Source organism: Streptomyces griseiscabiei (assembly GCF_020010925.1).
In the GTDB taxonomy this organism is placed as follows: domain Bacteria; phylum Actinomycetota; class Actinomycetes; order Streptomycetales; family Streptomycetaceae; genus Streptomyces; species Streptomyces griseiscabiei.
Map to the genome: position 1 here is coordinate 1692353 of NZ_JAGJBZ010000001.1, position 19551 is coordinate 1711903.

At 69.4% G+C, this 19551-nt stretch carries 18 protein-coding genes; 10 read left to right on the forward strand and 8 right to left on the reverse strand.

Annotated elements, in window-relative coordinates:
• Nucleotides 1-255: 255 nt before the first annotated feature.
• Complete coding sequence (locus J8M51_RS07370; protein ID WP_086755020.1) at nt 256-1425, reverse strand: acyl-CoA dehydrogenase family protein; 1170 nt, start codon at nt 1423-1425, stop codon at nt 256-258.
• A 63-nt stretch (nt 1426-1488) separates the two neighbouring features.
• Nucleotides 1489-2688, reverse strand: coding sequence for a CaiB/BaiF CoA transferase family protein (locus tag J8M51_RS07375; protein ID WP_086755021.1), 1200 nt, complete (start codon nt 2686-2688; stop codon nt 1489-1491).
• Between the two features lie 131 nt (nt 2689-2819).
• Here J8M51_RS07375 and J8M51_RS07380 point away from each other — a divergent pair, with 131 nt between their 5' ends.
• The 9 genes from J8M51_RS07380 to J8M51_RS07420 all read left to right on the forward strand — a co-directional run bounded on the left by J8M51_RS07380 (nt 2820) and on the right by J8M51_RS07420 (nt 12420).
• Complete coding sequence (locus J8M51_RS07380; RefSeq protein WP_086755022.1) at nt 2820-3773, forward strand: LysR family transcriptional regulator; 954 nt, start codon at nt 2820-2822, stop codon at nt 3771-3773.
• A gap of 38 nt (nt 3774-3811) precedes the next feature.
• Nucleotides 3812-4618: an alpha/beta fold hydrolase gene (locus tag J8M51_RS07385; protein WP_086755023.1), complete on the forward strand. Its 807-nt coding sequence runs from the start codon at nt 3812-3814 to the stop codon at nt 4616-4618.
• A gap of 144 nt (nt 4619-4762) precedes the next feature.
• A complete protein-coding gene (locus J8M51_RS07390) occupies nt 4763-5299 on the forward strand; it encodes a thiamine pyrophosphate-binding protein (RefSeq protein WP_086755024.1) in 537 nt (178 codons plus the stop codon).
• On the forward strand, nt 5299-5892 hold the full coding sequence (locus tag J8M51_RS07395; protein ID WP_086755025.1) for a thiamine pyrophosphate-dependent enzyme: 594 nt from the start codon (nt 5299-5301) through the stop codon (nt 5890-5892). The genes J8M51_RS07390 and J8M51_RS07395 overlap by 1 nt, the downstream gene beginning before the upstream one ends.
• A gap of 16 nt (nt 5893-5908) precedes the next feature.
• Complete coding sequence (locus J8M51_RS07400) at nt 5909-7375, forward strand: aldehyde dehydrogenase (protein ID WP_086755026.1); 1467 nt, start codon at nt 5909-5911, stop codon at nt 7373-7375.
• Between the two features lie 49 nt (nt 7376-7424).
• Nucleotides 7425-8789, forward strand: a complete 1365-nt coding sequence (locus J8M51_RS07405) for an MFS transporter (protein WP_086755027.1) — start codon at nt 7425-7427, stop codon at nt 8787-8789.
• Between the two features lie 42 nt (nt 8790-8831).
• Nucleotides 8832-9701 carry a hypothetical protein gene (locus J8M51_RS07410; protein WP_086755028.1) on the forward strand — a complete coding sequence of 290 codons (870 nt, stop codon included), beginning with the start codon at nt 8832-8834 and terminating at the stop codon, nt 9699-9701.
• Nucleotides 9698-10513, forward strand: a complete 816-nt coding sequence (locus J8M51_RS07415; RefSeq protein WP_086755029.1) for an HpcH/HpaI aldolase/citrate lyase family protein — start codon at nt 9698-9700, stop codon at nt 10511-10513. The genes J8M51_RS07410 and J8M51_RS07415 overlap by 4 nt, the downstream gene beginning before the upstream one ends.
• 488 nt (nt 10514-11001) lie before the next feature.
• A complete protein-coding gene (locus J8M51_RS07420; protein WP_256964341.1) occupies nt 11002-12420 on the forward strand; it encodes an amino acid permease in 1419 nt (472 codons plus the stop codon).
• A 558-nt stretch (nt 12421-12978) separates the two neighbouring features.
• Here J8M51_RS07420 and J8M51_RS07425 read toward each other — a convergent pair.
• Genes J8M51_RS07425 through J8M51_RS07445 form a run of 5 tightly spaced genes read right to left on the reverse strand, consistent with a single transcriptional unit; the run spans nt 12979 to nt 16940 of the window.
• A complete protein-coding gene (locus J8M51_RS07425; RefSeq protein ID WP_086755031.1) occupies nt 12979-13800 on the reverse strand; it encodes an alpha/beta fold hydrolase in 822 nt (273 codons plus the stop codon).
• The gene (locus tag J8M51_RS07430) at nt 13797-14978 is read right to left on the reverse strand and encodes an aminotransferase class I/II-fold pyridoxal phosphate-dependent enzyme (RefSeq protein WP_086755032.1); all 1182 of its coding nucleotides are present in this window, start codon (nt 14976-14978) and stop codon (nt 13797-13799) included. Before J8M51_RS07430 ends, J8M51_RS07425 begins: the two co-directional genes overlap by 4 nt.
• Nucleotides 14979-14986: 8 nt before the next feature.
• Nucleotides 14987-15601 (reverse strand): RraA family protein, encoded by a 615-nt coding sequence (locus J8M51_RS07435; RefSeq protein ID WP_086755033.1) that lies wholly within the window; start codon nt 15599-15601, stop codon nt 14987-14989.
• The gene (locus tag J8M51_RS07440; protein ID WP_086755034.1) at nt 15598-16278 is read right to left on the reverse strand and encodes an RraA family protein; all 681 of its coding nucleotides are present in this window, start codon (nt 16276-16278) and stop codon (nt 15598-15600) included. Before J8M51_RS07440 ends, J8M51_RS07435 begins: the two co-directional genes overlap by 4 nt.
• Nucleotides 16275-16940, reverse strand: a complete 666-nt coding sequence (locus J8M51_RS07445) for an RraA family protein (protein ID WP_218781423.1) — start codon at nt 16938-16940, stop codon at nt 16275-16277. The genes J8M51_RS07440 and J8M51_RS07445 overlap by 4 nt, the downstream gene beginning before the upstream one ends.
• A 74-nt stretch (nt 16941-17014) precedes the next feature.
• Here J8M51_RS07445 and J8M51_RS07450 point away from each other — a divergent pair, with 74 nt between their 5' ends.
• The gene (locus J8M51_RS07450; RefSeq protein ID WP_086755036.1) at nt 17015-17920 is read left to right on the forward strand and encodes a LysR substrate-binding domain-containing protein; all 906 of its coding nucleotides are present in this window, start codon (nt 17015-17017) and stop codon (nt 17918-17920) included.
• A gap of 38 nt (nt 17921-17958) precedes the next feature.
• Here J8M51_RS07450 and J8M51_RS07455 read toward each other — a convergent pair whose 3' ends face one another.
• Complete coding sequence (locus tag J8M51_RS07455; protein WP_267299046.1) at nt 17959-19380, reverse strand: amidase; 1422 nt, start codon at nt 19378-19380, stop codon at nt 17959-17961.
• Between the last annotated feature and the right edge of the window lie 171 nt (nt 19381-19551).

Here is a 19551-nt window from a genome sequence, read left to right on the forward strand (position 1 = left end):
GAGCTCGGCAACAGTGGGCCTTCACCACCGATGGCCGGGCCCTGGCCCTGACCGCCGGAGCAGCGGCAGCCACGGCCGTTGGCCTGCTCAGGCGGCACCAGGTCGACCTCGCAGCGGTGGCTCGGGCCCTCGTCCTCGTCCAGATCGGGCAGCAGGCAGTCCACGTCCTCCCGACCGAAGTCAGGTCCAGTCCAGTCCAGCCACGGGGAGATACCAGTCACCACGTCGGGCAGGCACTTCACGCGGCAAGGATCTTCATGCGTCCAGACCACCGCGTTCGACGAGCTGGCTCGCGATGACGTTCCGCTGGATCTCGTTGGTGCCCTCGCCGACGATCATCAACGGAGCGTCGCGGAAGTAGCGTTCGACGTCGAACTCCGTGGAGTAGCCGTAACCGCCGTGGATGCGCACGGCGTTGAGGGCGATCTGCATGGCGGTCTCTGAGGCGAACAGCTTCGCCATCCCCGCCTCCATGTCCACCCGCCGGCCGGCGTCCGCCTCACGGGCCGCGTAAAGGGTGAGTTGGCGGGCCGCCGTCAGCGAAGTGGCCATTTCCGCAAGGTAGTTGCCGATCGACTGGTGCCTCCAGATCGGCTTGCCGAAGGACTCCCGCTCCTGGGCGTAGGCGAGAGAGTCCTCGAACGCCGCCCGGCCCACGCCGAGGGCGCGGGCGGCGACCTGGAGGCGGCCCGTCTCCAGCCCTTTCATCATCTGCGCGAAGCCCTGGCCCTCCACACCGCCGAGTACGGCATCGGCCGGGGCCCGGTAGTCCTCGAAGGACAGCTCGCAGCTCTCCACGCCCTTGTAGCCGAGCTTGGGCAGATCGCGGGAGACAGTCAGCCCCGGGCCGTGCTCCACGAGAAGGATCGAGATGCCCTTGTGGGCCGGCGTGGCGTCCGGGTCGGTCTTGCACAGCAGCGCGATCAGGCCGGATCGACGGGAGTTGGTGATCCAGGTCTTCGCCCCGTTGACCACGTATCCGCGATCGCCGCCCTTGCGGGCGACCGTGCACATGGCCTGCAGGTCGGAGCCGCCGCCCGGCTCGGTCAGGGCCATGGTCGCGCGGATCTCGCCGGTGGCCATCTTCGGCAGGTACCGGTGCTTCTGTTCCTCCGTGCCGAAGTGCAGCAGCAGCTTGGCGACCACGGTGTGGCCGCCCATCGCGCCGGCCAGGCTCATCCAGCCGCGCGCCAGTTCCTCGGTGATCAGGACATAGCACGGGGTGGAGACGGGAGTGCCGCCGTACTCCTCGGGGACGGCGAGGCCGAAGACACCGAGCCGCTTCATCTGCTCGATCAGAGCCTCGGGGTAGGTGTTCGCGTGCTCCAGTTCCCGGACGACCGGTTTCACCTCCTTGTCGACGAAGTCGCGCACCGTATGGACGATGAACCGCTCGTCCTCGGACAGGATGTCGAGAGTGCTCATGTGCGGCGCTCCTCATGGAAAGTGTTGACGGCGTTGGTGCCGCCGATGTCTCGGGCCTGCGTTTCAGATGACGCGGCCGGCCCGCAGGCTGTCGATGTCGGCCGTGCTGTACCCCATCTCGGCCAGGACCGTCTCGGTGTGTTCGCCGGCCGCGGGGACGGGATCCATACGCGGCGCCAGACCCGTCAGGTCCGCCGGCGGCAGCAACGCCCGCACCGTGGCTCCGCCGGGAATCCGTACGTCCCGCCAGCGGTCCCGGCCGCTGAGCACCGGGTGCTCGAGGAACTCCGTCACGTCGTTCACCCCGGCGTTGGCTATACCCGCCACGTCCAGCAGCTTCATCACCTCGTCGCCGTCCAGCTCACCGAAGCGCTCGGCCACGATCGCGTTCAGCTCCTCGCGGTGGGCGACGCGGGCGGAGCCGGTGGCGAAGCGCGGATCGGCGGCGAGCCCTGGCATGCCGAGGAACCGGCCGCACAGAGCAGCCCACTCGCGCTCGTTCTGAACGGAGAACAGCACCTCCTTGCCGTCGGCAGCGGTGTAGGCGCCATACGGGGCGATGGTGGCGTGCTGGGTGCCGATGCGCGGGGGCTGGGCGCCGCCGAAGCGGGTGTAGTAGGCGGGTTGGTTCATCCACTCAGCCAGCGCCTCGAACAGCGAGACCTCCACCGCGCGGGCGATACCGGTGGTGGCGCGGGTGAGCAGGGCCGTGAGGATGCCGGAGTAGGCGTACATGCCTGCGGCGATGTCGGCGATCGACACTCCGACACGGGCGGAGCCGTGCTCGTTGCCGGTGAGCGAGACCAGGCCGGTCTGGCACTGCACCAGCAGGTCGTATGCCTTGCGGTCGGCCCACGGTCCGCTGGAGCCGTAGCCCGAGATGGAACACGGGATGAGAGAGGGAAAGCGTTCGGCGAGCGCATCGGCGCCCAGACCCATGCGTGCGGCTGCGCCGGGGGCAAGGTTCTGCACGAACACGTCCGCGTCTGCGAGGAGTTGTTCCAGGACGGCTCTTCCCGCGTCCGACTTCAGGTCGAGTGTGACGGACTCCTTGGACCGGTTGAGCCACACGAAGTAGCTGGACTCGCCGTGCACCGTGGTGTCGTAGCGGCGGGCGAAGTCGCCTCCGCCCGGCCGCTCCACCTTGATGACCCGGGCGCCGAGGTCGGCGAGCTGGCGGGTGGCGAAGGGGGCGGCGACCGCCTGCTCGACGCTGACGACGGTGAGGCCGGCCAGCGGCAGCGCTTCGGGGGGCTCGGTCATGGGTGGCCTCCAGGGGATGTGGGTCCCGTACCGGGACTATCATCATGGATGCTCATGGCTATGCCCGTGAAATAACATTGCGTGATATCCCCATGCGCACGCCGGATGGCTGCGGAAGGAAGGCTCCCGTCTTGGACATCAAGCAGCTCAAGGCGATCGTCACGGTCGCCGAGGTGGGCAGCGTCACTCGTGCGGCAGAGCTGCTGCATCTGGTGCAGCCCGCGGTGACCCGGCAGATCCGCACCCTGGAACAGGAGCTCGGCATCGACCTCTTCGAGCGGACCGGGACGGGCATGCGGCCCACCGAGGCGGGCACGATCATGGTCGACCGGGCCCGGCGGGCCCTGAACGAGCTGGAGCGGGCCCGAGCCGAGGTGCAGCCGACCCCGGGCGAGGTGTCCGGCATCGTCACCGTCGGCCTGCTGGAAAGCACCAGCGACCTGCTCTCCGAGCCGCTGGTGACCGCCGTCGGCCGCAGCCATCCCGGCGTCGAACTTCGCCTGATGACCGCCTACTCGGGGCACCTCCAGCAGTGGCTCGACGACGGCGACCTGGATCTGACCCTGCTCTACAACCTGGACAGCACGCCCTCGCTCAACGCCCACCCGCTGGTGCGCGAGCGTCTGTGGGCGGTCGCTCCGCCGTCGGCCGGCCTGCGTGCCGACCGTCCGGTGCCGTTCGCCGAGGCGGCGGGACATCCGCTCGTCATGCCCGCCTCGGGACATGCGCTGCGCCGACTGATCGACGCGGCGGCGGTGCGCGCCGGCTCCACCCTGGACGTCGCCGTGCAGACCAACTCCATGCGGGTGCAGAAGCAACTCGTCCGGGCGGGGCACGGATGGACAGTCCTGCCCGGCGTGGGCATCGCCGAGGATGTCGCGAACGGCATCCTGAGCGCCGCGCCGCTCAGCGAACCCGATGTGTGGCGCTCGATCGTCCTCGGCACTCCGCGGTCCGGGCGCACCCCGCCCGCCGTGGCGGTCGTCGCGCGTGAGCTGGTCCGCCGGATCAACTCGGCGGTGACTCAGGGCAAATGGCCCTCCGCCCAGATCCACGGCACCGATGCTCCCGCCGAGGACAAGTGACGCGCAGCACCCCGAGACCACCCTCGAATGGAACCCTCATGAACCACACCGGCACCCAGACGACCGCCATCGCCCGCGCCCAGGACGGCACCGCACTGGCCTACCAGCGCCAGGGAGACGGATACCCGCTCGTTCTCCTGGCCGGGCAGGCCAACAACCATCACTGGTGGGACGGCGCACGCGGGGACTTCCACGCCACGCACTCCACCATCACCCTCGACCAGCGTGGCACCGGTGACAGCGACAAGCCACAAGGGCTCTACTCCACGGAACAGTTCGCCGAAGACGTCATCGCCGTCCTCGATCACGCGGGTGTCGAGCGGGCCGACGTCTACGGCACCTCCATGGGCGGCCGCGTGGCACAGTGGGTCGCCGCCCGCCACCCGGACCGCGTACGGCGACTCGTCCTGGGCTGCACCTCTCCCGGTGGTCCGCACGCCGTCGAGCGCGACAGGTCCGTACGACAGGCCCTGGCCCAGCCGGACCCGGAGGCCGCCCGTCAGGCGCTGACCGACCTGATGTACTCCCCCGCCTGGCGTGCGGCCCACCCCGGCCCGAACACCACCCTCGGCGATCCCGGTATGCCCCCGCACGCCCGCCACGGCCATCTGGTCGCCAGTAACAGGCACGACGCCTGGGACGCCCTCCCCCTCATCGCCGCGCCCACTTTGATCCTGCACGGCGACCAGGACCGGCTCACTCCGCCGGACAATCTCCCCCTGCTCGCTGCCCGCATCCCCCACGCCCGGACGCATCTGTTCCCCGGCGCCCGGCACGCCTACTTCGAGGAGTGCCGCACGAAGGCCGGTCCGCTCGTCGAAGCGTTCCTCAACGAACCGTCGTAGCCGAGCCACAGGTCACAGAAGCCTGCGGCTCCCTGCTATGCAGGCGAAGCATGCGGGTATCACGTCTTTCTATTGTCCAACCTCGTCCATCAGCGCCCATGATGTGTGGCACCTTGAGCCGACCGATCAGCGGAGTCGCTACGGATGAGCCAGACACATGCCCCGGCACCCTCCTGGCAGGAGGACGTGTTCGCCGCGTTGAAGAAGCGCGGAGTCCAGCAGATCGCCTATGTCCCCGACTCCGGTCACTCCCACACCATCCGTGAGGCCCGCCGCGACCCCGCCATCCATGACGTGGTGCTGACCACCGAGGAGGAAGGCGTCGCCGTGGTCAGCGGAGCGTGGCTGGGCGGTCAGCGGGCGGTGCTGCTGATGCAGAGCAGTGGCGTCGGCAACTGCGTCAACATGTTCTCCCTGCTGCAGATGGCCCGGTTCCCCTTCCTCACGCTGGTGACGATGCGCGGTGAGTACGCCGAGTTCAACCCGTGGCAGGGCCCCATGGGCCGCACCACTCAGCAGGCCCTGGAACTCATGGGCATCACCGTCCTGCGGGCTGATGACCCCGAGGACGTCGCGGAGACCGTCGAGGCCGCCCTGGACTCGGTGTTCGAGGCCGGCGAGCGCGTCGCCGTGCTCCTCGGGCAGAAGCTGATCGGCCGCAAGAAGTGGGAGCGTAACTGATGACCGCCACTCTCCCCCGCCTCGAAAGGCGCCGCTTCGTCGCCGACCTGATCGGCCGTCTCCCCGGGGACGCGCTGATCGTCACCGGCCTCGGCTCGCCCAGTTACGACGTCTTCGCCGCTGGCGACCGCCCCAGCACCTTCTACCTCTGGGGCGCGATGGGCGCCGCCGTCCCGCTCGCCCTCGGCCTCGCCCTGGCCCAGCCGGACCGCCCGGTCGTCGCCGTCACCGGCGACGGCGAACACCTCATGGGTATCGGTGCCTTGGCCACCATCGGCGCCCAACTCCCGGCCAACCTCACGATCGTGGTACTGGACAACGCCCACTTCGGCGAGACCGGCATGCAGCCCAGCCACACCGGGCTCGGCACCGACCTCGTCGCCGTCGCCCAGGGCTTCGGCATCCTCGATGCCATACGGATCACCGACCCCGACCAGACGGACGACCTCGCCCTGCGCATCAAGGCGCGCGCGGCGACGACATACGCACAGGTGCTGATCACCACCGACCAGCCGCCGCGCGCCCTGCCGTCACGCGACGGTGTCGCCAACAAGAATTCCTTCCGCGCCGAACTCGGCCTGGGCACCTTCTAGCCGGCGGGACTCCTCCATGCAGCGCTACGAGATGTTCATCGACGGGCAGAGCCGGAAGCCCGGCGCGGGCGAATGGTTCCCCACCGACAACCCCTACCTGGGCACCCCATGGGCCGAGATCGCCAAGGGCACCGCGGAAGACGTCGACGACGCCGTCCGAGCCGCCCACCGCGCCCTGCACAGCGGACCCTGGGCCGAGCTCACCGCCAGCGCCCGCGGCTCGCTGCTCCGGCGGCTCGGCGACACCATCGCCACGAACGCCCGCCGCCTCGCGGAGACCGAAGTCCGCGACAACGGCAAACTGTTCACAGAGATGTACGGCCAACTGACCTACGTGCCCCAGTGGTTCCACTACTACGGCGGGCTCGCCGACAAGATCGAGGGCACCGTCCCCCCGTTGGACAAGAAGGGCTACTTCGCCTACACGAAGAAGGAGCCCGTCGGGGTCGTCGCGGTCATCACTCCCTGGAACTCCCCGCTGTTGCTGCTGGCCTGGAAGATCGCCCCGGCCCTGGCCGCCGGCTGCACGGTGGTGGTCAAACCGTCGGAGTTCGCCTCCGCTTCCACTCTCGAACTGGTCCGGCTCCTCCACGAGGCAGGACTGCCGCCCGGCGTGGTCAACGTCGTCACCGGCTTCGGCCAGGACGTCGGCGCCGCCCTCGTCGAGCACCCCCTCGTCCGCAAGATCACGTTCACCGGCTCGGACGCCACCGGCCGCCGCATCAACGAGGCCGCCGCACGCGACTTCAAGCGCGTCAGCCTCGAACTCGGCGGCAAGTCGCCCAACATCGTCTTCGCCGACGCCGACCTGGACGCAGCCGTGAACGGCGCGGTCTCCGGCATCTTCGCCGCCACCGGACAGACCTGCATCGCCGGCTCCAGGCTCCTGGTCCAACAGAGCGTGCACGACGAGGTCGTGGGCCGCCTGGTCGACCTCGCGCGCACCGCCCGGATGGGTGACCCCATGGACGAGGCCACCCAGGTCGGGCCCATCACCACTCCGGCCCAGTACGCCAAGGTCCTCGACTACATCGACATCGCGCAGCGCGAAGGCGCCCGGCTCGCCCTCGGCGGCAAGGCCGCGGACTGCGGAGGCCGGTTCGTCGAGCCGACCGTCTTCACCGGCGTAAGCAACAGCATGCGCATCGCCCAGGAGGAGGTCTTCGGTCCCGTCCTCGCCGTGACCCCCTTCCACGACGAGGACGAGGCCGTCACCCTCGCCAACGACAGCCGCTACGGCCTCGGCGCCGGCGTCTGGACCAGCGACATCGGCCGCGCCTTCCGCATGGCCGACCGCATCCGCTCCGGCACCGTCTGGGTCAACACCTACCGCGCGGTCAGCTACCTGACGCCTTTCGGCGGCTTCAAGGACTCCGGCATCGGCCGCGAGAACGGCATCGGCGCCATCACGGCGTACCTGGAGGACAAGAGCGTCTGGATCAACACCGGCGCTGCCACCGGCAATCCGTTCGTCCTGCGCTGAAAGGCCTCCCAAGGACATCTCCCCGGCGACACGAGCAACGGAGCTTCCCATGTCGCAGTCCAGCACCCCCGTCCCCGCACCGACCCGGGTCACCGCCAACGTCATACGCGGCTGTCTGGGCAACCTCGTCGAGTGGTACGACTGGTTCGTCTATGCCACCTTCAGCGTCTACTTCGCGTCCGTGTTCTTCCCCAAGGGCAACCAGACGGCCCAACTCCTGTCCACAGCGGTCGTCTTCGCCGTCGGGTTTCTGATGCGTCCGCTCGGCGGCTGGCTGCTCGGTGCGTACGCCGACCGGCACGGCCGCCGCCGGGCACTGACCCTGTCGGTCACCCTCATGAGTGTCAGTTCGCTGACCATCGCGTTCACCCCCTCCCACGACGCCATCGGCCTCTGGGCACCGGCCCTCCTGGTGCTGGCAAGGCTCGTCCAAGGGCTCTCCGTCGGCGGCGAGTTCGGCTCCAGCGCCTCCTATCTCGCCGAGATCGCCCCACCCGGCCGACGGGGTTTCTACTCCAGCTTCCAGTACGTGTCCATCGTGCTCGGCCAGCTCGCCGCGCTGCTCGTGATGATCGTGTTGCAGCACCTGCTGACCGAGGAGCAGTTGCAGAGCTGGGGCTGGCGTATCCCCTTCGTGATCGGCGCCGTGGCCGGTCTGGTCGTGATGTACCTGCGCCGCACCATGGAGGAGTCGTGGCACTTCCAGCAGGAACAGGCGAGAGCCGCCGTACAGGATCCGGCCGTCAAGGAGCGCAAGGGGTTGCGGGCCCTGTTCGCTGAGTACCCGCGCCAGTTGATCGCCGTCTTCGGGCTGGCCATCGGCGGCACCGTCGCCTTCTACACCTACACCACATACCTGCAGAAGTACCTGGTGAACACCGCGGGCATCCCCAAGTCGACGGTGTCCGTCATCGGCTTCGCCGCCCTGTTCGTCTACATGCTGCTCCAGCCGATGGCCGGCCATCTCTCCGACCGCGTCGGACGACGCCCGGTGATGTTCGTCTTCTCCGTCGGCGGCATGCTGCTCACCGTCCCGGTCATGACCGTCCTCGGCAACACCGGTAATCCGTGGATCGCCTTCCTGCTGATGACGATCGCCCTCACCTTCGTGAGCTGCTACTCGGCCCTGGCCGCCATCATCAAGGCGGAGATGTTCCCCACCAAGGTCCGGGCCCTGGGCGTCGGCCTCCCGCACGCCCTGGTCACCGCCACCTTCGGCGGGATGACGGAACCCATCGCGCTGGGCCTGAAGAACAGCGGCCACGAGACGGTCTTCTTCTGGTACGTCACCGGGTGCATCGCGCTGACCTTCGTGGCCACTCTCCTCGTACGCGAGCCGTCCCGCACATCGCTTCTCGAGACCGCCGAGGCCCCCGCCTCCCGTTCACTGCCAAAGACAGCACCGCTCACCTGACCACAGCCCAGCCGCACGCAAGACCTCAAGGACAGAAGGACGATGCAGCCGACCCCACCCCCGCTCAGCACCTACGTGGAGTCGTGGACTCCTGCGCCCGTCGAGGAGGAGGACCCGCTGGGCGTCGGCCCGGCGGCGGCCCTGTCGGCCGTCCTGAACCTACCCGGCCCCAGCCCGAAGGCCGGCGAGCCGCTCCCCCCGCTGTGGCAGTGGCTCTACTTCCTGAACTGGCCCGCCGGGCAGGAACTCGGCGCCGACGGCCACCCGTCGAACGGCCGTTTCCTGCCGCCCCTACCCCACCGGCAGCGCATGTGGGCCGGCGGCCGCTGCGCGATCACCGATCCGCTCCGCCTCGGCGAACCCGCCGAACGTGTCAGCTCCCTCGCTTCCATGACCGCCAAGCGGGGGCGCACCGGGGAGATGCTGTTCGTCACCGAGCGCCGCGCATTCCGTCAGCACGGCCGGACGTGCCTCGTGGAGGAGCAGGACATCGTCTACCGGTCCGGGCGCAATGCCGGACAACATCCGGCCGCCGTCGACGAGTTGGCCCGCCCCCACGGGGGCGAGCCGTGGCAGCTTCCCCTGCGCCCTGACCCTGCCCTGCTCTTCCGATTCAGCGCCCTGACCGCGAACGCCCACCGCATCCACTACGACGCCCCGTACTGCCGGGACGAGGAGGGCTACCCCGGACTCGTCGTCCACGGCCCCCTGCTGGCTCTGCTGATGCTGGAACTCGCCCGCCGTCACGCCCCCGACCGGCAGGTGCGCTCCCTGTCGTACCGGCTGCGTCGGCCGTTGTTCTCCGGCGAACACCTCGTGGCCTGCGGCACGCCCCGTGGCGACCGCGCCGAACTGCGCGTCTCCACCCATCGGGAGGAACGGCACGCCAAGGCGGAGGTGACCTTCGCATGACCCCGATCCGCTCCGCCCGCAGCCTCCTCTTCGTGCCGGGACACCGTCCCGACCGCTTCGACAAGGCCGCCTCCTCCGGCGCCGACGTGGTGATCATCGACCTCGAGGACGCGGTCGCCGCCGAGGCGAAGGACCGCGCCCGCGACAACGCCGCGGCCTGGCTCGCCCTCGGCAACCGCGCGATCGTACGGATCAACGCGCCCGGGACCCCGTGGTCCGAGGCCGACCTGCGCGTGGCGGCCGACCACGGCTGCCCGGTCATGGTGCCCAAGGCGGAGGACTCCGCCGTACTGGCCGATCTTGCTGCCCGGACGGCCGGCCGGTGCGACCTCGTCCCACTCGTCGAGACCGCACTCGGCGTGGAACGGGCACGCGAGGTGTGCGCCGCACCGGGCGTCGCCCGTGCCGCCTTCGGCAACGTCGACCTGGCCACCCAGCTCGGCGTCGCCCAGGACGATCACACGGCCCTGGCCTACGCACGCTCCAGGCTGGTCGTCGCCTCGGCCGCAGCGGGCATCTCCCCGCCCATCGACGGCGTCACCACCGCCGTACGGGACATGGACGCGATCTCCGCCGACATCGCCCACGCCCGGCGGCTGGGCTTCACAGGCAAACTCTGCATCCATCCCTACCAACTCCTCCCCGTGATCGAAGGGTTCGCCCCCTCGGCCGAGGAAGTGCGGTGGGCAAGCGCGGTCCTCGGCACCGGGGAGTCTGTCACCACGGTCGACGGGCAGATGGTCGACAAGCCGGTACTGGAACGCGCACGACGCGTCCTGGCACTGGCCCAAGGACCGCACCCCGCAACCTGACAGGGCTGGTGCTCAGAGCGCGGGTGCGACGAATTACAACGCGCGTGCCGGGCCGCGGCGGTGGAGTCGATGTGCTTCACGTGTCCAAGGGCGGGTTCCAGGCGCCATCTTCGGGAAGCCCGTCCTGAGGATCGGTGAGTTGCGCCGCCTCTCATTGTGAGACGACATCGGACCTTCTCCATATAAATGGCTTGCCCTTTAATGGTGCCCACTCCACACCGGCGTTCCGGCCTCTCGCCTCTCGGGAAATCCAGCATTCAGAGAACGCGATTTGGTCTAGGAGACCAGAGCGAGACGCAAGCCAAGCAGTCTATGGCTGAGGCGCGCCGGCACTCTTCCCTGCCCGGAGGAATTTCATGCGCAATCCGTCGTCAACTCCACCTGACTACCTTCCGTCTCTTCCGGGGTCATCGAGCTCTCCACCGGAAGGTGGATCGGCCGCGGATGGGCCGGGATATCAAAAATCCCTGAAAAATCGTCAGATCCAGATGATCGCGATCGGTGGCGCCATCGGAACGGGTCTCTTCATGGGGGCCGGCGGACGCCTGAACCAGGCGGGTCCGTCCCTCATCCTCATCTACGCCGTCTGCGGGTTCTTCGCTTTCCTCATGCTTCGGGCGATGGGCGAACTGATTCTGCACCGTCCGTCATCCGGGTCGTTCGTCTCGTACGCCCGTGAGTTCTACGGCGAGAAGGCGGCGTACACCGCGGGCTGGCTGTACTGGCTCAACTGGGCGATGACCTCGATCGTGGATGTGACGGCGGCGGCTCTGTACATGAACTTCTTCAAGAAGTACTGGGAGCCGGTCGCCTCGGTCCCCCAGTGGGCGTGGGCCCTGACCGCCCTGGTCGTGGTGCTGGCGCTGAACCTGTTGTCCGTCAAGGTGTTCGGTGAGATGGAGTTCTGGTTCGCCCTGATCAAAGTGCTGGCGCTGGTGGCCTTCCTGGTCGTCGGAACGCTGTTTGTGATCTTCGGGACTCCCGTCGACGGCCACGAGGTCGGTTTCAGCGTCATCGGTGACCACGGAGGGCTGGTTCCCAACGGAGTACTGCAGGCGGTCGTCCTCGTCCAGGGTGTGATGTTCGCCTATGCGGGAATCGAACTCCTCGGCACGGCCGCGGGCGAGACCGAGGAGCCGGGCAAGATCATTCCGAGAGCGATCAACTCCGTCATCCTGCGCATCGCGATCTTCTACGTCGGATCGGTCCTCCTGCTGACCCTGCTCCTGCCGTACACGGCCTATCAGGCCGGAACCAGCCCGTTCGTCACGTTCTTCGGCTCCATCGGAGTCAGCGGCGTCGATGCGATCATGAACCTGGTTGTTCTCACGGCCGCTTTGTCGTCGCTCAACGCGGGTCTCTATTCCACCGGCCGCATCCTGCACTCCATGGCCAAGAACGGTTCGGCACCCCGCTACGCCGCACGCATGACTCCGTCAGGCGTGCCCTACGGCGGGATAGCGCTCACCGCCATCGTGACGCTGGTGGGGGTCGCTTTGAATGCTGTCATCCCATCCCAGGCATTCGAGATCGTCCTCAACATCGCCTCTCTGGGCATCCTGGCAAGCTGGGGAACGATCGTGCTCTGCCAGTTGAAGCTGTACCGAATAGCTGAACAGGGAAACGTGGAACGGCCTGAGTTCCGGCTGTTCGGAGCCCCGTACACCTCATATCTGACTCTTGCCTTCCTGGCCGCCGTGCTTGTGCTCATCGGACTCGACTATCCGGTCGGCACCTATACGATGTTCTCCCTCCTGCTCGTCATTCCCGCACTCGTCGGTGGGTGGTTTCTCTGCCGTGACCGCATCGCCCTGATAGCGAGTCAGAGGAGGGAGCACGACAGCCGGGGCGCGCCCGTCGGCGTACCGGCCCAATCTGCGGGATTCGATTCCTCCGGTACGACCTGATTCTCTCGGCATCGCCGCCATGGACCGATCACGGCGGTGGGCGGTTGCGTGCCTCGCCCGGGGCACACAACCGCCCTTCCCGTTCCGATCCCGACCGGCAGCGAGCAGAGACTCGGCGGGGCCCGGGGGCTGGTCGTCCTGTCGATGAAGCCACGGACCGAACCGCGAACGCCCCAGCACCGAAGGCGCGGCGCCCTACCTCCACACGGGCGCGGAACAACGCGTCTGCGCGCAGACTCCCGGGACGGCCCGAGAACTGTCCGCCGCCGAAACGGCGGCCGAGCCAGTCATTGGTGTTCCTTCCGGCCGTCCGTCATCGCCAAGGCCCGCTCGGAAACTCGCTGGCAGGCCACGCTCCGCCCGTGCCCAAGTCCGAACTCCGGGCTGTGCACGAGGCGGAGGCAGTCGAGCCGGACCCTTTGTCCCGGGAGCTTCGGGCCGACACGACGACCCCGTCGACGGTGACGTCGACGGGGTCGTTGCGGTTCGCGCAGTGGCGGTCTGTGGCGGCGGGACGTCGCCGCCCGTACAGCCGACGTCGCCCCGAGGCCCGAGCCGTCAGGTCCCGGCGTCAGCGCGTGAGACGAGGTCCGCGACACGGGCCCACATCTGCGGCGGGTTGGAGTACATCGGGAAATGGGCGCAGTGCTCGATCTCGGCGAGCTCAACGCCGCCTTCTGCCAGGGCGGGGAGATAGGACAACGTGTTGTTCTGGTCCCCGTACATGAACAGCTTCGGCGCGGGGAGTGCGAGGAACCGGTCGAGCAGCTTGCCGTGGTCGGAGAGGTCGACCATGGACTCGAAGATGCCCCTGACCGCTGCGGCCCGGACCTTGTGGGGAAGGCTCGACGCATACAGGGCGCCGCCGTAGAAGCGGGAGCCGCCGACACGTTCGGCGAACCGGGCCAGGAACTCGTTGGGATCGTCCTGGGAATGAGTGACGATCTGCCGGCTGAGGAAGCAGTCCTCGGGTGCGACGTTGCCCTCGATATTGGTGAAGCTCGCGACCCGGCCTGGGTCACCGTCGGCAAGCAGAAGCGCCGTCAGGCCGCCCATCGAGTGCCCGACGACGTGGAAGCGGTCGATCTGCCGGGCCTCCAGGACCCGTTCGGCGACGGAGACGAGGAAGGGGATGGAGACGGCGCCCAGGTCTGCACAGGTGCTGGCGCCGCAGCCGGGCGCGTCGTAGGCCAGTACGGGCCGGTCGGCCAGCGCGGTCTGATGGACGACATCCGCGTAGTCCTCCTTCGTCGAGCCGAAGCCATGCAGGAAGACCAGGGGCGTGCCGGTCCCACCGCGGTGGAGGCCGGACACCTCGACGCGGGTCGCGCCGACGGTAAGGGGAAGCGTGAAGCCTTCGAACTTCCTCACCGGGCTCATCGGGCCTCCTCCAGTTGTTGCGCGGCCGTCTCCTGCACCGTGGTTTTGAAAGCGGTCCGCAGTCGCTCGATCGCGGTGATCAGCGTGTCGTCGTCGACAGCGAAGCACACCCGGATACGTCCGGGCGCGTTGAACGCCTCGCCGGGTACGACCGCGAGATGGGCCGTGTCGAGGAGCCATCCGGCGAGGTCGGCGCTGCCGGCCCAGTCGCGGTCGCGGAGCAGTCCGCTGACGTCGGGGAAGGCGAACATGCCGCCGTCGGGCAGCGGGCAGTCGATACCGTCGATCCCGTTCAGCGCCTCCACCAGCAGCGCGCGCCGGCGCCGGTAGTCGCGGGCGGCCTCGACAGGGGTACCGGCGTCGCCCAGGGCGGCGAGGGCAGCCCGCTGGTTGACCGTCGGGACATGGGTGATGGTGCGGGACACGTGCCGTCGCGCCGAGGCGATGATCTCCGGCGGCGCCGCGAGCCAGCCGACGCGCCAGCCAGTCATGGCGTGTTCCTTGGACACTCCGCCGACGACGACGGTACGGCCGCGCAGTTGCGGAGCCACCCGCAGGATCGACCGGTAGGTCCCGGTGTAGTCGAACGCCCGGTAGATGTCGTCGCTGATGACCCAGATGCCGTGCTGGTGCGCCCAGTCGGCGATCTCCCACAGCCGGGCCTCGGGGTGGACGGCGCCGGTGGGGTTGCCCGGGCTGGAAAGAATCACCGCCCGTGTCCGCGGGCCACGGCAGCTGTCGAGCGCCTCGGCCGAGAGCCGGAACTCCTCGTCGGTGGCGACCGGGACGGCGACACCGCCGGCGGCGGTGACGACTTCGGCGTGCCCGGGCCAGCCGGGCGCGGCGACCAGGACCTCGTCACCGGCGTCGATCAGGGCCTGGACGGCGAGGAAGAGTGCGTGCTTCGCGCCGAGGGCTGTCTGTACGTCGTCCGCGCTCCAGGGGAGCCCGGTGTCACCGGCGACAGTGGCGGCCACGAGTGCACGCAGGGCGGGGTCGCCCTGGGCCGTCCCGTAGTGGTGGGTGGCGGGGTCGCGGACCGCGGCCACGGCGGCCTCCACCACCGCGGCACTGCTGGCCGCCTGGGGCTCACCGGCAGCGAGGGTGATGACGTCCGCGCCCTGAGCCCGTAGCGCTTCGGCCTGGGCGGCCACGGCGAAGATCGGGTTGTCCGTCATGGGTGTCGTCACCGCCCGGCAGCTTCGAAGTTGTTGTACAGGTCAAGGGTGCTGCAGCCATCCCGGAGCTGCTTCATCAGCTCGTTTTCGTGGGCCACGCGCGCGTCGGCCCGGTCGAGGATCCGCTCGGTGTCGGACGCCGGAAGCGCCACGACTCCGTCGACGTCGCCGACGACGAGGTCGCCGGTGTGGACCATGACGCCACCGACCTGGACGGGTCGCCCGAGAACCCCGCGGAAGTCCTTGCGGGTACCGAGGATGGAGTTGTTGCGCGAGAAGACCGGGAAGCCGAGCGCCTCTGTCTCCGCCGCGTCGCGGACGCCGCCGTCGATGAGGAGGCCCGCGATCCCGCGCTGCTGGGCGGCCACGGTGAGGATCTCGCCCCAGTGGCCGAAGCGGGCGCCGCCGAGGTCGGCGACCAGGACAGAGCCCGCCGGGGCCTGGAGTACGGCGTGGTGCAGGGCGAGGTTGTCACCACCGGCGCCCTGCACGGTGAACGCCGGGCCGCACAGCCGGGCACCGGACCACAGCGACCGGATCTCCGGGAACAGGGCCACGGGCAGTCCGGACGCCTCGGACAGAGTCGCACTGGAGTGGCCGCGGGCGAGGTCGTGCGTGCTCACGAGGGGTCCTTCCGGGTCTGGTCGTTCGGGGTCTGGAGCGAGTGGTAGCCGTGCCGCGCACGCGCCTCGGCAAGCGTGGCACCGCCGCGGACGACCTCGACGATGGCGTCCTCGACGCGGTCGATACGGCGGGCGATGTCCGCGACCTCGTCCCAGCGGGCGGCCGGGACGGCCACGGCGCCGTCGTCGTCGGCCACGAGGATGTCGCCGGGATGGATGAGGACGCCGTCGACGGTGACGGCCGTCTGCACCGCGGCCACCCGGACGCGGTCCTTGCCGGTGCGCATGAAGCGGGAGACCGACCAGATCGGGTAGCCGGCGTCGGTCGCGATGGCGACGTCCCGGCAGGTGCCGTGGATGACGGTGCCCGCGATGCCCCGCGCGTGGGCGATCTGGCTCATGATGCCGCCCCACACCGTGCAGTCGGTGCGTCCGGCGTTGTCGATGAGGATCACCGCGCCGGCAGGGACGTCGTCCAGGAAGTCGCCCACCGTGCCGCCGGCCTCGTCAACCGGTTCGTAGGTCACGGTGAAAACCGGTCCGACCGTCCGCTGGCCCTGGCGCAGCGCGCCGATGCCGTGGAGGGATCCGGGGAGCCCGAGCGAATCAAGGGCGTCGGAGAGGGACGCGGTGGACGGGGCGGTGGCGAGGTTCGCGGTGGCGGTGGGGTCACTCATCGGACCGACTCCTTCTCTCCGGCGAGGCGGGCGTCGTGCATGGCACGGGAGAGGGGCGCGCCCGCGCGCACCTCGTCCGCGATGGCGCGCTCCCGGGCCACGATCCCGGTGGCGATCTCGGCCACTTCCTCGGCACGGTCCTGCGGGACGACGACGAGTCCGGTCTCGTCGGCGAGGACGACGTCGCCCTGCGCGACCGTGAGCCCGGCGACGGCGACCGGCTCGCCTGTGGAGCGCTGCTGCAGCCTGCCCCGCGCCGTGGCGGGTATCGACCCCCGCGAGAACACGGGGAAGTCCAGCTCACGGGCCTCCGCCACGTCGCGGCACACGCCGTCGGCGACGACGCCGCGCGCACCGCGAAGGGAAGCGCCCAGGCTCAGGATGCCTCCCCAGCACGACACGTCGGTGCGGCCCTGGTTGTCGACGACGATCACGCTCCGATCGTCCGCGTTCTCGACGGCCGTGGTGGCGATGTGGGTTCCGGCCGGGCCTTCGGTGCGCGGTTCGAGGCCCACGGTGACGGCGAATCCCACCACTGCCGCGGGACCCCACACCGGACGGATGCCGCCGACTCCGGAGGGAAGCCCGAGCTGGTCGAGCGCGTCGCTGACCGCGGCGGAGTCGAGTGCCGCGAAGCGGTCCAGGAGAGATGAGTTGCTCATGGCTTCCACTTCAACAGCCACCACTTATATTGTGAAGGTCTGATTTAATCTCTCAGTAAGAGGCAGAGCGAATCGTGGTCGAGATCCGGCAGGCCCGCTATTTCGTCGCGGTCGCCGAGGAACTGCACTTCGGCCGCGCGGCGCAGCGCCTGCAGATGTCCCAGCCACCGTTGTCCCAGGCGATCAAGCAGCTGGAACAGCAACTCGGCTGCGAACTGCTGCACCGCACTCAGCGGTCGGTCGCCCTCAGCGCCGCCGGGACCGTATTCCTGGACCACTGCCGCGCACTGGTCCGACAGGCCGAGGAGGCGGAGATCGCCGCACGTCAGGCCGCCACCGGACAGGGTGGGCGACTGACCTTGGGTGCGGTCACCTCGGCGTTCTCCTGGCCGTTGCCCCTTGTGCTGAAGCGGTTCCACGAGGTGCTGCCGGACGTCGAGATCCGCACCCAGGAGATCGATACCCACGAGGCCGGCCCGGGTCTCCTCGACCGCTCGCTCGACTGGGCGATCGTCCGCCAGACCGCCCCGGTCCGCGGCACCACGGCAACCTCGCTCTACGCCGACCGGTTCGTCGCCGCCCTGCCAGCCGGCCACCAGGCCGCCGACACCACCGGCTCCCTCGATCTGGCCGACCTCGCCGCCGACACCTGGGTCTGGCTGCACCGGCACATCTCACCCGACTACCACGACGCCATGGCAACCATGTGCCGGACCGCCGGCTTCAGCCCCGTCCCCGCCCACTGGGCACGGTCGGTCACCTCACAGATCGCCATGGTCGAGTGCGGCCTCGGCGTCACCGTCGTACCCGCCGCGGCCTCCGCGTCCCACCCCGCCGTACACTTCAGGCCACTCCGCCACACGACGACGACCATCGAACTCACCGCCATGACCCGCTCCACCCCCGGCGCCCTGGCCGAACACCTCACCGCCATCGCGACCCGGCTGACCACAGCGCAGGCACCGCCATCGCACGACTGATTCCGGATGGCGCCGCTACTCCTTCTGCTGTAGGGCGGTCAGAGGTTCGGGTGCCGGGTCCACCAGTCGGTGGCCCGTTCGTACCGTGCCGCGGCCGACAGCATCGCCGCGTCGGCGTAGAGCGGCGCCACGAACTGGAGACCGACGGGAAGTCCGTCGGTGGTGAACCCGCAAGGAACCGACATGGCGGGCAGGCCGGCGTGGCTGGGGGACTCGGTCATGCGGTGGAGGAAGAGACCGGGGTCGGCGATGTCGTGGCCGTCGACCCGGGCGGGGCCGCCTCGGTCGCCCACGTGTAGGAACGCGGGTACGGGTGTGGTGGGACAGACGAACAGGTCGAAGTGTTCGAACACCCCCGCATACGCCTCGTAGATGCGGGTCTTGGTCTCGCGCATGGCCGAGCTGACCCGAGCGGGGGTCAGGGTGGCGCGGGCGCGGTCGGTGGTCTCCTCGATCAGGGGCCAGATCTCCAGGCCGTACGAGCGCATTTCGTCGACTGCGGCGATGTACTCCGGACCCCAGTAGTCGATGAAGTACTCACAGGGGTCGGGCAGTTCGATGGGCACCTCCTCGACCAAGGCGCCGGCGGTTCGCAGGTCGTCCAGGGCGGCGGCGAAGACGCGGCGGGTCTGCGGGTCGATCGGGCCCTGGTCGAGATCGAAGCTCGCCGCGATGCGGATGCCGGTGAGGTCGCCTTCTGCGGTCGCCGCCTCTGCGTAACGGTCCCCGGTGGCGGGGAGAGCGAACCGGTCGCGCCGATGCGGCCCCACGGTGGCGTCGAGCATGAGGGCGGCGTCCACCACGTGACGAGTGATCGGCCCTTCGGTGGTGTCGGGGTCGGTGTTGCCCGCGTGGGGGATGCGGCCGACGGTCGGTTTGACGCCCACCGCGCCGCACAGTGAGGCCGGTACGCGGATGGAGCCTCCGCCGTCCGAGCCCCAGGCCAGCGGCGCGATGCCGGCCACGGTCGAAGCCGCCGCGCCGCCGCTGGAGCCACCGGCCGCGCGGCCGGGATCCCATGGTGTGCCGGTGGTGCCGGTCAGTTTGCTCTCGGTGACGCCGAGGAGTCCGAACTCGGGCGTGGTCGTCTTGCCCAGCAGAATCGCTCCGGCTCGCTTCAGCCGGGCCCAGGCCGGGGCGTCCTCGGTGGGGACGTGGTCGGCGAAGGCCACGCATCCATAGGTGGTGCGTACGCCTGCGGTGTCGGTCAGGTCCTTGACGGTGATCGGCACCCCGTACAGCGGGGGCAGGTCCTCACACGCGGCGAACCGCCGTTCGGCTTCACGTGCCTGCTCGCGGGCCGCGTCCGCGGTGACCGTGACCATGACGTTCAGGGCGCCGTCCACCTTCTCGATGCGTCCCAGCGCGGCGTCCACCACCTCGACGGGCGACACCTCGCCCCTGCGGTAGAGCTGCCCGAGCTCGTGGGCGCTGTGCCACAGGATCTGGTCTTCCGCCATCGTGCGCCTCCCTGGACCTGTTGTGCAACAGTCGCTATATGACCGGTCGGCCGCGCGGGCGTCAAGTGGGATCCAGGTCGAAATGTTACGACCCGGAAAACCTGCGGAACGGGCATTGCGGGTTGTACAGCACTCGCTATACATTCGCCGTCAACCTGGCCCGGAGGCGGC

Bases quoted from the DNA above. Each gene is read 5' to 3' on its own strand.
- J8M51_RS07370 (WP_086755020.1), bottom strand. From the start codon at position 1,425: ATGAGCACTCTCGACATCCTGTCCGAGGACGAGCGGTTCATCGTCCAT.
- J8M51_RS07375 (WP_086755021.1), bottom strand. From the start codon at position 2,688: ATGACCGAGCCCCCCGAAGCGCTGCCGCTGGCCGGCCTCACCGTCGTC.
- J8M51_RS07385 (WP_086755023.1), top strand. From the start codon at position 3,812: ATGAACCACACCGGCACCCAGACGACCGCCATCGCCCGCGCCCAGGAC.
- J8M51_RS07390 (WP_086755024.1), top strand. From the start codon at position 4,763: ATGAGCCAGACACATGCCCCGGCACCCTCCTGGCAGGAGGACGTGTTC.
- J8M51_RS07395 (WP_086755025.1), top strand. From the start codon at position 5,299: ATGACCGCCACTCTCCCCCGCCTCGAAAGGCGCCGCTTCGTCGCCGAC.
- J8M51_RS07400 (WP_086755026.1), top strand. From the start codon at position 5,909: ATGCAGCGCTACGAGATGTTCATCGACGGGCAGAGCCGGAAGCCCGGC.
- J8M51_RS07405 (WP_086755027.1), top strand. From the start codon at position 7,425: ATGTCGCAGTCCAGCACCCCCGTCCCCGCACCGACCCGGGTCACCGCC.
- J8M51_RS07410 (WP_086755028.1), top strand. From the start codon at position 8,832: ATGCAGCCGACCCCACCCCCGCTCAGCACCTACGTGGAGTCGTGGACT.
- J8M51_RS07415 (WP_086755029.1), top strand. From the start codon at position 9,698: ATGACCCCGATCCGCTCCGCCCGCAGCCTCCTCTTCGTGCCGGGACAC.
- J8M51_RS07420 (WP_256964341.1), top strand. From the start codon at position 11,002: ATGATCGCGATCGGTGGCGCCATCGGAACGGGTCTCTTCATGGGGGCC.
- J8M51_RS07425 (WP_086755031.1), bottom strand. From the start codon at position 13,800: ATGAGCCCGGTGAGGAAGTTCGAAGGCTTCACGCTTCCCCTTACCGTC.
- J8M51_RS07430 (WP_086755032.1), bottom strand. From the start codon at position 14,978: ATGACGGACAACCCGATCTTCGCCGTGGCCGCCCAGGCCGAAGCGCTA.
- J8M51_RS07440 (WP_086755034.1), bottom strand. From the start codon at position 16,278: ATGAGTGACCCCACCGCCACCGCGAACCTCGCCACCGCCCCGTCCACC.
- J8M51_RS07445 (WP_218781423.1), bottom strand. From the start codon at position 16,940: ATGAGCAACTCATCTCTCCTGGACCGCTTCGCGGCACTCGACTCCGCC.
- J8M51_RS07455 (WP_267299046.1), bottom strand. From the start codon at position 19,380: ATGGCGGAAGACCAGATCCTGTGGCACAGCGCCCACGAGCTCGGGCAG.